General features: G+C 68.3%; 14 protein-coding genes. 5 read left to right on the forward strand and 9 right to left on the reverse strand.

All coding sequences use genetic code 11. The annotated features are described in order from the left end of the window. Positions 1–42: 42 nt before the first annotated feature. On the forward strand, positions 43–654 hold the full coding sequence (locus ACWF99_RS01640) for a TetR/AcrR family transcriptional regulator (protein ID WP_452534004.1): 612 nt from the start codon (positions 43–45) through the stop codon (positions 652–654). Positions 655–725: 71 nt separating this feature from the next. Here the strand turns inward: ACWF99_RS01640 and ACWF99_RS01645 are convergent, their stop codons facing one another. Together ACWF99_RS01645 and ACWF99_RS01650 are read right to left on the reverse strand one after the other, a co-directional pair. Continuing rightward, positions 726–1,142, reverse strand: a complete 417-nt coding sequence (locus ACWF99_RS01645; RefSeq protein WP_452534005.1) for a hypothetical protein — start codon at positions 1,140–1,142, stop codon at positions 726–728. 41 nt (positions 1,143–1,183) lie between these two features. Further along, positions 1,184–2,002 (reverse strand): alpha/beta fold hydrolase, encoded by an 819-nt coding sequence (locus ACWF99_RS01650; RefSeq protein ID WP_452534007.1) that lies wholly within the window; start codon positions 2,000–2,002, stop codon positions 1,184–1,186. A 254-nt stretch (positions 2,003–2,256) separates the two neighbouring features. Here ACWF99_RS01650 and ACWF99_RS01655 point away from each other — a divergent pair, with 254 nt between their 5' ends. Beyond that, positions 2,257–2,982, forward strand: a complete 726-nt coding sequence (locus ACWF99_RS01655; protein WP_378629027.1) for a GbsR/MarR family transcriptional regulator — start codon at positions 2,257–2,259, stop codon at positions 2,980–2,982. Between the two features lie 88 nt (positions 2,983–3,070). Here the strand turns inward: ACWF99_RS01655 and ACWF99_RS01660 are convergent, their stop codons facing one another. Further along, positions 3,071–4,027, reverse strand: a complete 957-nt coding sequence (locus ACWF99_RS01660; protein ID WP_378629030.1) for an endonuclease/exonuclease/phosphatase family protein — start codon at positions 4,025–4,027, stop codon at positions 3,071–3,073. A gap of 141 nt (positions 4,028–4,168) precedes the next feature. Here ACWF99_RS01660 and ACWF99_RS01665 point away from each other — a divergent pair, with 141 nt between their 5' ends. Further along, positions 4,169–5,530: a M20/M25/M40 family metallo-hydrolase gene (locus tag ACWF99_RS01665; protein WP_378629033.1), complete on the forward strand. Its 1,362-nt coding sequence runs from the start codon at positions 4,169–4,171 to the stop codon at positions 5,528–5,530. A 21-nt stretch (positions 5,531–5,551) separates the two neighbouring features. Beyond that, a complete protein-coding gene (locus ACWF99_RS01670) occupies positions 5,552–6,079 on the forward strand; it encodes a YbhB/YbcL family Raf kinase inhibitor-like protein (RefSeq protein ID WP_378629035.1) in 528 nt (175 codons plus the stop codon). Between the two features lie 54 nt (positions 6,080–6,133). Here the strand turns inward: ACWF99_RS01670 and ACWF99_RS01675 are convergent, their stop codons facing one another. The 3 genes from ACWF99_RS01675 to ACWF99_RS01685 form a co-directional block, all read right to left on the reverse strand. Beyond that, the gene (locus ACWF99_RS01675; protein WP_378652778.1) at positions 6,134–7,957 is read right to left on the reverse strand and encodes an AMP-dependent synthetase/ligase; all 1,824 of its coding nucleotides are present in this window, start codon (positions 7,955–7,957) and stop codon (positions 6,134–6,136) included. A 131-nt stretch (positions 7,958–8,088) separates the two neighbouring features. Continuing rightward, positions 8,089–8,775, reverse strand: coding sequence for a GTP cyclohydrolase II RibA (ribA, locus tag ACWF99_RS01680; protein ID WP_452534009.1), 687 nt, complete (start codon positions 8,773–8,775; stop codon positions 8,089–8,091). 80 nt (positions 8,776–8,855) lie between these two features. Continuing rightward, on the reverse strand, positions 8,856–10,334 hold the full coding sequence (locus ACWF99_RS01685; protein WP_452534011.1) for a PfkB family carbohydrate kinase: 1,479 nt from the start codon (positions 10,332–10,334) through the stop codon (positions 8,856–8,858). Positions 10,335–10,561: 227 nt separating this feature from the next. Here ACWF99_RS01685 and ACWF99_RS01690 point away from each other — a divergent pair, with 227 nt between their 5' ends. Further along, positions 10,562–10,957, forward strand: coding sequence for a hypothetical protein (locus ACWF99_RS01690; protein WP_452534012.1), 396 nt, complete (start codon positions 10,562–10,564; stop codon positions 10,955–10,957). Positions 10,958–10,961: 4 nt separating this feature from the next. Here ACWF99_RS01690 and ACWF99_RS01695 read toward each other — a convergent pair whose 3' ends face one another. The 3 genes from ACWF99_RS01695 to ACWF99_RS01705 are packed head-to-tail and all read right to left on the reverse strand — an operon-like array spanning position 10,962 to position 13,307. After that, positions 10,962–12,041, reverse strand: coding sequence for a quinone-dependent dihydroorotate dehydrogenase (locus ACWF99_RS01695; protein ID WP_378652769.1), 1,080 nt, complete (start codon positions 12,039–12,041; stop codon positions 10,962–10,964). Positions 12,042–12,048: 7 nt separating this feature from the next. Next, entirely contained in the window at positions 12,049–12,300 is a 252-nt protein-coding gene (locus tag ACWF99_RS01700) for a DUF5703 family protein (protein WP_378652767.1), read from the reverse strand. After that, positions 12,300–13,307 carry a YncE family protein gene (locus ACWF99_RS01705; protein ID WP_378629051.1) on the reverse strand — a complete coding sequence of 336 codons (1,008 nt, stop codon included), beginning with the start codon at positions 13,305–13,307 and terminating at the stop codon, positions 12,300–12,302. The genes ACWF99_RS01700 and ACWF99_RS01705 overlap by 1 nt, the downstream gene beginning before the upstream one ends. Positions 13,308–13,309 lie beyond the last annotated feature (2 nt).

Genomic DNA, 13,309 nt, shown 5'->3' on the forward strand with positions numbered 1-13,309 from the left:
GCTAGAGCGTTCGCTCTAGCGTGTTTGCTCTAGTCTGGTGGAGTGAGCGAGCAGATGTCAACGAGTACCCGCGAGCGACTGGTGAGCGCGGTCGCGGAACTGATGCGTGTCCACGGGTACAGCGCGATCACCGTCAAACAGATCACCGCCGCCGCCGAGGCGCCGATGGGGTCGCTCTACCACCACTTTCCGCAGGGCAAAGTGCAGATCGCGGCCGAGGCGTTGCGCAGCACCGGCGCGGCCTATATCCAGCTGCTACCGCTGCTGATGGACCCGCACGAGGATCTGCGGGTGGCCGTGCCCGCCGCGTTCGACGACGCCGCGCGCACACTCGAGGATTCGGGGTGGATGAACATGTGTCCCGTCGGCACCGTCGCGGGCGAGATCGCCGACAGCGAACCGGTCTTGCGGGAGGTGGCCGCAGAGGTCGTGCTGGACTGGATCGAGCAGGGCACACGGTATTTCGTCGAACGCGGCGTCAGGGAAGGCGCGGCACGCGAGCTGATCCTGGCGATGCTGTCCGCACTGGAAGGGGCATTCATTCTGGGCCGCACACTCCGTTCGGCCGAACCGTTGCGTGCGGCCGGTCGGGCGATGGCGGCACGGGTGGATATGGTGCTCGCCGCGTGCGAGATCGCTGTCGTCGATCGGTGATCACCCGCCAGACCACGTAACCGTGTCACGGGCCCTGTGACACGGCTGTGGTTGCGCGAGTGGGTATCTCATCACGCGGCGTCGAGTGCTCCGGTGATCTTGTGGGTCATGTCGACCATCGTCGGGTTGGGCCGGGTCTGGTAGAGCTGGGCGGTGTCGAGGGCGACGGCGATGGTGTTGCGGAAGTTCTCGGCCTCCACCGGGTCGTGCCGGCCGAGCAGGCTCATCGCCGCGGTGAGGGCGGGCAATACCTGATCGGCGAGTTCGGCGACCGAGGAGCCGCTCAGGGCGATGCGGCCGGACTTCTCGGCCAGGACGTGCCCGACCACACCGGTCGCCGACGACAGCGCGATGGTGCCGGTGGTGGCGATCTTGTGCGGCTTGCCGGTAGCCCCGCCCGCGGCGGCGAGCAGGGAGACCGCCCCGTACGCGGCGGTCCGCACAGTGGCCTTTTCCTGGGTGGTGAGGGTGACAGACATGGTGGTCATCTCCTGGGGTTCTTTGGTGGGGGAAGGGGATCGGTGCTGAGTCAGCGGGCGGCCGAGGAGATCGTCTCGACCTCGCGGACGGCGTCGGCGATGGCGCGGAAGTCCTTGCGCAGGATCGCACCGTGGTTGCTGGCGACCTTGGCGCTGATGCGGATGTTGGGGTTGCGATCGAGCGCCGCGTCGAGGCCGGCGCGGATCTTCTCCTGCTCGTCGCCACGGCTGCCGAACGAGGTTCCCGAAGCGACCACGTACCGCACCGGGTCGGTGATGGCATCGAGCACCGGGCCCAGCGCGTTGACGCTGGAGAGTTTGCCGATCTCGATATTGCTGTCGGCCTGCTGCTGTGCGGTCAAGCGGGGCGCGAGCCCGGTCGGGCGAGCCAGCGGCAGCACCCAGCTCAAACGCTTGAACAGCGTGCGGATGCGCAGCTCCATCGCCTCGTCGAGCCAGTCGTAGGGGAACGCGCCGTCGACGAGGACCGCGCCGAGCGCACCGGCCGGGTTGCGGCTGGTCCAGTGCGCCCCGAGGTAGGCCCCGTAGGACCAGCCGACCAGGATCGGCTTGTCGGTGACACCCCTGGCCGCGAGGATCGCGTCGATGTCGCGCACGCAGGTGTCGAAGGAGTAGTCGGCCGACTTCTTCGACTTGCCGCGGGCCCGCTCGTCGAAGGTGATGTGGCGGTAGCCGGGGCCGAGGTCGGCGATGACCCGGCGCCAGTAGCCCTGGGTGGCGAACTGGCCGTTGAGGTAGACCACCGGGGTTCCGGTGCCGCCGGTGTCGGTGACGGCCAGTTCGGTGTCGTCGATGCTCACCATGCCGGTCCAGGGGGTGACGACGCTGGTGGGGTTCGAGGAAGTCATTGTCATATCCTTGCGTTGCTGCGTTCGATATTTACTGATTACTAAAAGATAGATTGCGTTCACTCATCTGTCAACGGTCAATTGTGGTGAAAATGCGTGGTAGATAACGATTAGTCGTCGATAGTGCAATGACAATGAGCGTGAATGCAATGGGTTCTTGCGTTGCGCTTTGCAATGGAATGAAGGTGAATGCATACTGGGCGTGGTGCGGGCCACCCGCTTCGTACCGGTCGACAGAGAGGTGACCAGCAGCGATGCCCGGAGGCAGACTCACCGACACGGACCGTCAGCACATCGCCGCGGGGCTCGCGGACGGACTCGGCTACGCCGAGATCGGGCGCACGCTCGGACGGCCCGCCTCGACGATCATGCGCGAAGTCACCCGCAACGGCGGCCCCGACGACTACCGGGCCGAACGCGCGCAGGCCGCCACCCAGCAGCGCGCGCGCCGTCACAAGCAGGCCGACCCCGCCCCGCCACCGATTCCCGACGGTGGCTACGGGCGCGATCCTCGCGCGGTCGCCGACTTCACCGAATCGTTCACCGCTCTGCTCATCGAACAGGGTCTGCCCCGGATGGAAGCCAGAGTGCTTGCCTGCCTGCAGATCACCGACTCCGGGGCGCTCACCGCCGCCGAGCTGGTCGCGCGCCTGCGCGTGAGCCCGGCCTCGATCTCCAACGCGGTCGCTTTCCTCGAACAGCAGGGCATGCTGCGCCGAGAACTGGTCCCCGGCGAACGGCGCGAACGCTACTTCGTCGACGACGACATCTGGCTGCGTAACCTCGTCGCCTCGGTGCAGATGCAGAACTCGTTGTCGGCCATGACCCGGCGTGGCGTCGAGATCCTCGGCCCCGACACCCCGGCCGGCGCCCGCTTCGAACAATCCGCCGAGTTCGTCGCCATCGTCGGCGCGGCACTGCGCCAGGCCATGGAGCAGTGGCGAGTGCGCCTGGCCGAACGCAGCGCCGAACGCGAGTAGCGATCGCGCGACCCCGTGCATCGCCTGCCGGCCGCCGGGTCATCTCCGGTTCGCCGAAATACGTTCTGCAACAGCCGAATACCGGGGTCTAACCCTGGGCTGTGAGGACTATCCGCGCCACCAGCGCGCGGTGATCGGCGCCGGGAACGGCGACGGTTTCGACGCTGGTTGCGCGGGCGTTCGCGAGCAGGAAATGGTCGATGCCCACCAGCGGCGGGACGGCCTTGTCGGTCGGGTAGGTGACCAGGTGACCCGCGCCGGCTTGAACCGCCGCGTCGGCGAAACGCCCCGACGCCAGGGCGCGGAAGCGGGCATGGTCGTAGGTGGCGTTGAAATCGCCGCCGGCGATCACAGGCCGATCGGTGGGGGATCGGCGCAGGATCTCGTGCAAGCGGGCGAGCTCGTCGGCCCAGACACCGGTGTCGTAAACGGGCGGGACGGGGTGGAAGGCATAGATCGCGACCGGGCCGAGGTCGGGGACCGCTGCGGTGGCCGAGATCTGATTGAGGACGTAGCCGTCGTATTCGACAGTGTCCGACAACGGGAACCGGCTCCAGATACCGGTACCGCTGGCAGTCTGGCCCGGTGCGAGGTAACGGTGGGGCAGCAGCTCGTCGAGGCCGGCCTGCGACAAGCTGGCCACGGCCGCGCGGGTGAGTTCGTTGACGGTCAGAACGGCGATGTCGTGCGCACGCACCTGGTCGACGAGTGCCCGCGGATCGGCACCGTCGAAGAGCAGATTGGCCTGCATCGCCACGATCGGCTGCCCTGGACCACCGTTGTGCGCGACATACAGCGGCGCCTGGGTCGCGATCCCCGCACCCGCCACCACCACCGCCACACCGGTCGCGATCCACTGCCTGGTCGCCGCGAAACCGGCGACGCCGAGCACCGCACCGGCCATCAGATAGGGCGCCCCCGAAGCCGCGAGCACGAGCGGCTCCAGCGGCCAGCGGGTGAAATGCAAGGCGACCCCGGCGGCGCCGATCGTCGTCGCGGCACCGGCCAGCACGCGGACACCGACTCGGACAACCTGCGCTCTCATCACATCAGCCAAGCATGCCACCGGGACACAGGCGAATTCGTAGTTCTGCTCACGCCGAGTCCGGGGCGCGAGCAGCGGCGCAACGGTGCTGAGGGCGGCAGATGGCGCGACGGGTGCGCGAATGGTGGTAGGAAAGGGGACGTGTCGGCATCTGGCGAGAATTCTGGTTCGAACAAGCGGTCCCGCGCGGAAGACGAGGTGGTGGAGCTGGTCAGCAAGCTGATCCAGTTCGACACCTCCAATACCGGCGAGCTGTCCACCACCAAGGGCGAGCGGCAATGCGCCGAGTGGGTGGCAACGCAGTTGCACGAGGTCGGCTACGAGACCGAATACGTCGAATCCGGTGCGCCCGGGCGCGGGAACGTGTTCGCGCGGTTGAAGGGCGCCGATTCCAGCCGCGGGGCGCTGATGATCCACGGGCACCTCGACGTGGTGCCCGCCGAGGCCGCCGACTGGAGCGTGCACCCGTTCTCGGGCGCGGTGCGCGACGGCTACGTGTGGGGGCGCGGCGCGATCGACATGAAGGACATGGTCGGGATGACGCTGGCGCTGGCCCGCCAGTTCAAAGCCGAGGGCACGGTACCGCCGCGCGATCTGGTGTTCGCGTTCCTGGCCGACGAGGAGAACGGCGGCAAATGGGGCTCGCAGTGGCTGGTGGAGCACCGGCCCGACCTGTTCGACGGTGTCACCGAGGCCGTCGGTGAGGTCGGCGGGTTCTCGCTGACCGTGCCCCGCCCCGACGGCACCGAACGCAGGCTCTACCTGGTGGAGACCGCGGAGAAGGGCCTGGGCTGGATGCGGTTGCGTGCCAAGGCCCGCGCCGGGCACGGCTCGTTCCTGCACGAGGACAACGCCGTCACCATCCTCGCCGAAGCCGTCGCGCGCCTGGGCCGCCATACCTTCCCGGTGGTGCTGTCGGACTCGGTGGCCGAGTTCCTCGCCGCGGTCAGCGAGGAGAGCGGGCTGGCCTTCGACCCGCACGGGCCCGATATCGAAGGTCAGCTGGCCAAGCTGGGCACCATCTCGCGCATCATCGGCGCCACCCTGCGCGATACCGCGAATCCGACAATGCTGCAGGCCGGGTACAAAGCCAACGTCATCCCCCAGACCGCGGAGGCCGTGGTCGACTGCCGGGTGGTGCCGGGACGGCAGGCGGCGTTCGAACGCGAGGTCGACGAGCTGATCGGACCCGACGTGGAGCGGGAATGGATCACCAAACTCGACTCCTACGAGACCACCTTCGACGGCCACCTCGTCGACGCCATGAACGACGCGGTCCTGGCCCACGACGCCCAGGGCCGCACCGTGCCCTACATGCTCTCGGGCGGCACCGACGCGAAAGCGTTCGCCCGCTTGGGGATTCGCTGCTTCGGTTTCGCCCCGTTGCAGCTGCCTCCCGAGCTGGACTTCACCGCCCTGTTCCACGGGGTGGACGAGCGGGTACCGGTGGCATCACTGGAATTCGGCACCCGGGTGCTGGAACACTTCCTTCTGCACAGCTGACCTCGACCCGAAAGGTCCTCGATGACTTACAACCCGTATGACGCGTTGCCGCAGGTGCCCTCGTTCACCGTTACCTCCGCCGACATCACCGATGGTCAGCCCTTGGCCAACGATCAGGTGTCGGGAGTGTTCGGTGCCGGCGGCAAGGACATCTCGCCGCAGCTGAGCTGGTCCGGATTCCCCGAGGGCACGCAGAGTTTCGCGGTGACGGTGTACGACCCCGACGCACCGACCGCGTCGGGGTTCTGGCACTGGGCCGTGGCCAACATTCCGGCATCGGTCACCACCCTCGATGCCGGTGCGGGCAGCGAAGGCGGGAGCCTGCCCGCCGGTGCGGTGAGCTTGCGCAACGACGGTGGTTTTCCCGGCTTCGTCGGTGCGGGACCGCCGAAAGGCCATGGTCCACACCGGTATTTCGTGGTCGTGCATGCCGTCGACGTGCCCGAACTCGAGGTCGGGCCCGACGCCACGCCCGCCTACCTGGGGTTCAACCTGTTCTTCCACACCCTGGCCAGGGCAACCCTGATCGGGACCTACGAACAGAACTGAGAACGTACAACGGCGGTGGCCCTGAGACTTCCAGGGCCACCGCCGTTTTCGCAACTACTTCACGTTGACGACATACTCGGGCGGGGTCGCGGCGTAGAGCTCGGCGATGGTCTCGGCGTACTTGTTCGAGATCGGGGTCCGCTTGAGCGACATCTTCGGGGTCAGCTCGTCACCACCGGGCTCCCACAGGTTCTCGACGATCACGAAACGCTTGATCTGCTCCACCCGCGAGAGCTTGCGGTTGCCCGCGAGTACCGCTTCCCTGACCTCGTCGACGATCTCCTTGCGCCGGGCCAGTTCCGCGTGGGTGGCGTCGGTGGCGCCGAAGTCCTTGGCGCGCAACGCCGCGACGTCGGGGTCGAGCATGATCAGGGCGGTGATGTAGGCGCGGGCCTCGCCGATCGCGACGGCCTGGCCGATCATCGACGAGGCCGCCTTCATCGCGTTCTCGATATTGGAGGGGGCGATGTTCTTGCCCGCTTCGCTGATGATCAGTTCCTTCTTGCGATCCACGATGCGCAGGTAGCCGTCGGCGTCGAGGGTGCCGATGTCGCCGGTGTGCAGCCAGCCCGCGTCGTCGATCGCCTCGGCGGTTTTGTCGGGCATGTTGCGGTAGCCGGGGGTGATGATCGGGCCACGGATGAGGACCTCACCGTCGGCGTCGAGGCGCAGCTCCACACCGTCCATGACGCGTCCGACCGAGCCGGGGCGCGGCTTGTCGATCTCGGTGTAGGTGCCCACGCCCGCGGTTTCCGACATCCCCCACACTTCGCTGACCGCGAAGCCCAGGCCGAGGAAGTATTCGAGGGTCTCCGGCGGCACCGGCGCGGCACCGGACGCGGCGACCTTCAGCTCGGCGAATCCGAGCGCTTCGCGCAGCTTCGACAGCACGAGGGTGTCGGCGATCTTGTGCTGCACGCCCAGCACCAGCGAGTTCTCACCGGCCAGTTTCGCCCTGGCCTGTGCGACGCCGACACCGATCGCCCAGTTGGCCAGTGCCTTCTTGACCGGGCTCGGCTCGACCGCGAGTTTGTTCTCGATGCCGGCCTTGATCTTCTGCCACACCCGGGGCACACCGAAGAACACCGTGGGGCGGGCATCGGGCAGGGCGGCGGCGATCTCGCGCGGATCGGTGACGGTGGTGATCTGGATGCCGGTGAGCAGGCTCATCGCATGCGCGGAGATGCGGTCGGCGACGTGCGCGGCGGGCAGATACGACACCGCGCGGTCGTCGAAACCGACCGGCAGCGGTCCCGAGACCAGGCCGACGACCTGGGCGATCACATTGCTCTGGGTGAGCTCGACGCCCTTGGACGGGCCGGTGGTGCCGGAGGTGTAGATCAGGGTGGCCAGGTCGCCGGGCTGGACCGCTTGCCAGGCCGCGTCGAAATCGAAGTCCGGTGCGGGATCGGATTCGAGCTCGGCCAACGTGACGGTGCCCTCGGCGGTGCCGTCGACGATGACGGTGTGCTCGATCTCGGCGCCCGAGGCGCGGATGGTGTCGAGGAACGCCTGCTCGGTGATGACGACCTTGTTGCCCGCGTTGGCGAACACGTGCGCGATCTGTTCGGTGGAGCTGGTGTTGTACACCGAGAACGGGATGGCGCCCAGGTGCAGGGCGGCAGTGTCGATCAGGTTGAACTCGGGCCGGTTGGTGAGCATGATGCCGACCGCGTCACCGTGACGCACACCGAGTTTCGCCAACCCGGCGGCCAGTGCGCGCACCCTCGTCGCATATTCGGCCCAGGTGATCTCCTGGGTGCCACCGACCGTGCGCAAGGCGATCTGGTCGGGCCGCAACGCGGCGGTCTGCTGGAAGGCGGCGGGCACGGTGTGCACCGTGACCCCGGATGCGTGCGCGAAACCGATGTCTGTCATATCCCTGTTCCCATAGGCCGAGCTGGACGCCGAGCCAATGCGAGCGAAACTGCCTCGTTGTCTCGAGACAGGGGCGGCAACAGTGGCGTGGCTCACTTATCGTAACCGGACATACGGGATTGCGAGGGGGGTTACCGGCGACCTCGTGGTCGCCACCACGACCGCGCCCGCTCCGATCGCTGCTCGTCGGCGAGTGGATCGGCGGGGATGGTGTGCTGACGGTGGCGTCGTTTGGCCTGCAGGTACTGCCTGCCACGCGGGGAGTGCAGGGCGATGGTGAGGGCGATGGGCTCGACGGCGATCCCGGCCTCGGTCAACGCCCGGCACTTGTCGGGGTTGTTGGTGAGCAGCCGGACCCGGGTGAGTTCGAGGTCGCGCAGAGCGTGCGCGGCGGCGTCGTAGCGGCGGGTGTCGGCGTCGAGGCCGAGGCGCCGATAGCTGTCGAAGGTGTCGGTACCGGACTGTTCGCTCTCCCGATAGCCGCGGGCCTTCCAGATCAGGCCAGCACCGCGACCTTCCTGTTCGAGGTAGACGAGCACACCGGCGCCCTCGGCCTGGATGCGGTCCATCGACTCGGTGAGCTCCCCACCGCAGTCGCAGTCGTCGGAGCCGAGGCCCTCGCCGTAGAGGCAGCGCGAGTGCACCCGCACGAGGCAGCCGTCGCGGGGCTCGCCGAAGAGGAAAAGGTGACCGCCGTCGTCGCGGCCCGGGATCTCGATCACCCGAATCGGTAGCTGCTTGCCCTGGCGACCCAGTCGGTGTGCGGTATCGGCACCGGGTTCCCCGGTTCTGGCACCGCCGAACGACAGAATGGTCAACGATCCTCCGTGCGTGGACAGGGCGACAAGGCGCCGATGCCGGACAGGCGTGAGCTGAATGTCGCGACCTTACCCCCGGATCAGGCCGGGGGCGCGTACAGGCGCACGATGCGGTCGATCTCCTCGGCACTCGGCATCGACACCGCCACCGCGCCCAGATTCTGGGTCGGAATCATCGCCGCGGTCGCCCACACGAAATCAGCTGCGGTGAGCGGAGTTCCGGAATTGACGAGACGATAGGCCAGCGCACCGGTGAAGGCGGCGGCGGCGCCGACCGAGGCTTTGAGTACCTGCGGGAAATGGTCGATGACTGTCTCGATCGTGTCGGAGGCGACCACACACCGGAAGTTCTCGACCGTGCACACGGTACCGACTCCGAGGCCACGCAAGAGCCGGGCGATATCGGCGGCGGACTCGGCAGATACATCGGGCAGCAGCGCGTCGAGATCCGCGGCGGCGCCGACGAGATAGTCGACCGCGCCCAGATGTCGATACAGGCTCTGCGGCACCGGCATGGCCGGTGTCGGGCACACGATAACAGGTGGTTTGGGTCGCATCTGCGACACCATCGACAGCACCTGCTCGATCACCGAAGGTGGCGGTTCGAAACTCAGGATCACCGCATCCGAGGCTTTCAGGGCGGCGCGGAGTTCGGGACGGTGGAGGTCTTCGTCCTGGAGCTGGACGCGATTGTCACGGCAGCCGATGATGCGGCTCTCCCCGTTGGGGGTGATCACCACGGCGGTGACCAGCGACGTCGCGAACGGGACGACCTTGACCAGGTCGAGGTGGACGCGTTCGGATTCGATGAATTCGAGGATGCGACGGCCGTATTCGTCGCCGCCGACAGCACAGACCAGATGCACGCCGATGCCGAGACGGGCTGCCGCGACCGCCCGGTTCAGCCCTTTGCCGCCGGGGTGGCCGGTAAAGCTGCCGCTGGCCGCGTTGTCGGCGGCGGGGAAGGAGTCGACCCGGTAGAGGTGATCGATGACGGCGTCACCGAAGACCGTGACGACACCGCGTTGCGCGGGCACGGCGGTGGGTTGGGTGACGGAGGGTCCGGCCATGGGATAGCCGGAATCGGTGGCGAGCAGCCCGGCGAGCGCGGTGAAGGCGTTGTGTTCGGAGACCGTACGCAACCGTTTGACGGTGGGTGCCTCGGGTACGGGGTCGACGTCGAGCAGGGTGTGCAGCGCGATCCACTGCTCGGTCAAGGCCTCTCGACGTTCCCCGAGGTTGTCTGCATACAGGCGTTCGACATCGACACCCACGCCGGAGCGGTCGCGGAACAGCCCGAGCGAGAGTGCCGCGTCCACGATCAGCCGGTCCGTCGGCGCCAGCCACTGCGTGACCTCGCGCACCACGGGCAGGATCGAGGCCTCGACACTGGCCCCGGTACGCCGGGCGTGCCGGCGCACCGACAGCAGCTCTAGCAGCGGCGCAGCGTCGATCTCGGTGTGGCGCAGGCGTTCTGCGTTCAAGCCCGCGTACTTGCCCAGCCTGGCCAGGATGCTGCGGATCGCGGCGACACGGGCGTCCTGGGGAACCATCGGCATGCTGCCTCCCGTCCACTTGTCGAGGCCGGCGCGCACCCGATCGGGGCGGACGCCGCACTGCGATCGCCACAATGCCGGGTTTGCCACGCCCGAAATCCGGCAATTACCTCCTAACAATGGCAATTGACCAAGACAATTGGCAAATGCCACACTGGATTACGGGGAGTGGATGCCCCGCCAGACGCTCGGGGAGGGCGCAGCGCCCCGCCGGGGAAGGCAGGTCCGCGATGGTTATTCAAGGCACCGACGACACGTTACGCAGCGACCGCACGCCGGAATTCGCCCAGCGAACCGACACCGGCGGTTGGCGATTGAGCTGGTTGCCCGAGTACACCCTGACCCGTGAGCAGGCCTGGGCGGGCATGGAGCTCGACGAACTCGTCAGCGATCTCGCCGCCGTGCACGACCGGCTCGCGCACGCCGAGATCAGTGCCCGCGCCGACCTGCTCGGCATCATCTGGCAGCAGGCTCTGATCAAGCTCGCCAAGCGCATCGATGCTCGCCGGGACGGCGACAACGCGGCAGCGGGGGAGTCGTTGCACGATCCACCGGCGCAACTGTCCCGGCTACGCCCGGCGCGACCGATGCACGACGACCGGGCGCCCCAGGCTAACTACGGCTGAGAACTCAGGCCGAGTGGGCGCGGTGCTCGGCGCCGACAGCGTCGGACAGGCGGGCGTAACCACCCGCGCGCAGGTTGGCGGCGATGCCGCGGTGGATACGCGTGGTCCAGAAGGGGCCACCGTAGATGAACCCGGTGTAGCCCTGCAGCAGGGTGGCCCCGGCCAGGATGCGGGCCCAGGCCTGCTCGGGGGTTTCGATGCCACCCACCGAGATCAGGACCACCCGATCGCCGACGCGGGCGTAGAGGCGGCGCAGGACCTCCAGGGCGCGTTCGGCCACGGGGGCGCCCGACAGCCCGCCCGCGCCCATGGCTTCGACCTCGGCTGTCGGGGTGGCCAGGCCGTCGCGTCGGATGGTGGTGTTGGTGGCGACGATGCCCGCCAGACCCAGCTCGACCGCGAGGTCGGCGACGGCGTCGATGTCGTCGTCGGACAGGTCGGGGGCGATCTTCACCAGGACCGGCACCGACACACTGTCGAGCACGGCCTGCAGGATCGGGCGCAGCGACTCCACGGCCTGCAGGTCACGCAGGCCGGGGGTGTTGGGGGAGGACACGTTGACCACGACGAAGTCCGCGAGCGGACCGAGTAATCGGGCACTGGTCGCGTAATCGCCGGCCGCGGCATCGGGTTCGGTGACCTTGGTCTTGCCGATGTTCGCGCCGATCGGGACAGTGGGGCGGGCGCCGTGCAGGCGAGCGGCCGCGGCGGCGGCACCGTGGTTGTTGAAACCCATCCGGTTGATCAGGGCGTGGTCGGCCGGTAGCCGGAACAGTCGCGGCGCGGGGTTGCCGGGCTGGGCGTGCGCGGTGACCGTGCCGATCTCGGCGAAACCGAAACCCAGTGTGCCCCAGGCATTCGCGCCGTCGGCGTTCTTGTCGAAACCGGCGGCCAGACCCAGCGGCGCGGGGAAGTCGACACCGAACGCGGTGGTGGCCAGGATCGGATCCTGCACCACGGTGAGCTTGCGGGCCAGCCAGCGCGTCGGCGGGAACCAGGTGGCGAAACGCAGCGCGGCGAACACCAGGTGATGCACCCGCTCCGGCGGGATCAGGAACATCAGGCGTAACAGGAGGGCGTACATGGTCGGCTCACAATCCGGGTTCGGGCACAGGCAGGACGGCATTCTTGCGGCGGCGCAACAGCACCCGGCGACTGCCGTCGGTGTAGGCGCGTACCCGGGACAACTCCCAGCCACCGAATTCGGCCTGGATGGCCAGTCGCATCGAGGCGGTGACCCGGTTGACCTCGGGTGGCAGCCGCAGGGGTACGTATTCGTAGTCGTCGTTGCTGGTTTCCCAGCTCGGCGGTAACGCCGAGCGCGCATTGCGAGGTGTGGCCATCACTGCCCTCTCTTTTGCTCTTGCACGCCGATCCGCTGCAGGCCATCGCCCGCGGCCGAGGCGACGAACAGGTCGCCGGTGCGTTCGTCGACGGTGATCGCGTCGGGCTGGCGCAGTGTCGCCAGCCTGGCCACCTCGACACCGATGCCGGTCGACAGGTCGTAGCCGACGACCTCGTTGCTCAGCGTGGCGCTCACCCACACCAGCTCCGACCGCGAGTCGTAAGCGAGCGCGTAAGGCGATGATGATACCGGGAAACGCTGGCGCAGCACGAGCGGACCGGCCGTGTAGACCAGCAGTTCACCGCCCGCGGTGTCGGCCACGATGATGCGGCCGTGCGGGTCGGTGATGGCGTTGGTGGCACCGTCGCCGGCGCGCAGCATCAAGCCGAGCGCGTCCTCGCCCACCGCGACGACGGCGGTCTGCTTGCGGTCGAGCACAGTGATGTTCTCGCCGGTCACCGCGATCGCGTCGGCCGAGACGAGGCCGGTGATCGTGCGGGTGACGGTGCCGTCGGCGTTCAGTTCGCGCACGGTGCCGTCGGCGGTGCCGACGACGAGTGTGCCGTCGGTGCGAGTGTGCACGCTGTGCACGTCACCGGCGACAGCGGTCTCGGTGAGCGCGCCCGTGCCCGCGTCTACCCGCAGAACCCGGTCGGGGGCGGCGACGAGGACCTCTCCCGGCTTGCCCTGAGCCAGCGACGCGCCGGCGGCGGGGAGGGCGACCGCGCGTGAGGTTGCCGGAGCGGCGGGGTCGATCAGCGACAGCGTGGTGCCCGCGGTATCGAGGGCGGCGAGCAGACCGGTCGAGCGCTCGGCGAGCAGTGCTTTGGTCGCGACCGCGGCGAAGACCTGCCCCGCGGGATCGACCGCGGCGGGCGAGACCGCCGCGGTCGCCGGCGCCCTGGTCGGCACGTCGGCACCGCCGTCTTCACCGCTGCACCCCGTCAGTACCACCAAAACCGCCGCGCCGACCAACGCAGAGGCGACCGAGCCACGAGGGCGCATGC

The sequence above is a fragment of the Nocardia sp. NPDC055002 genome, assembly GCF_053608825.1.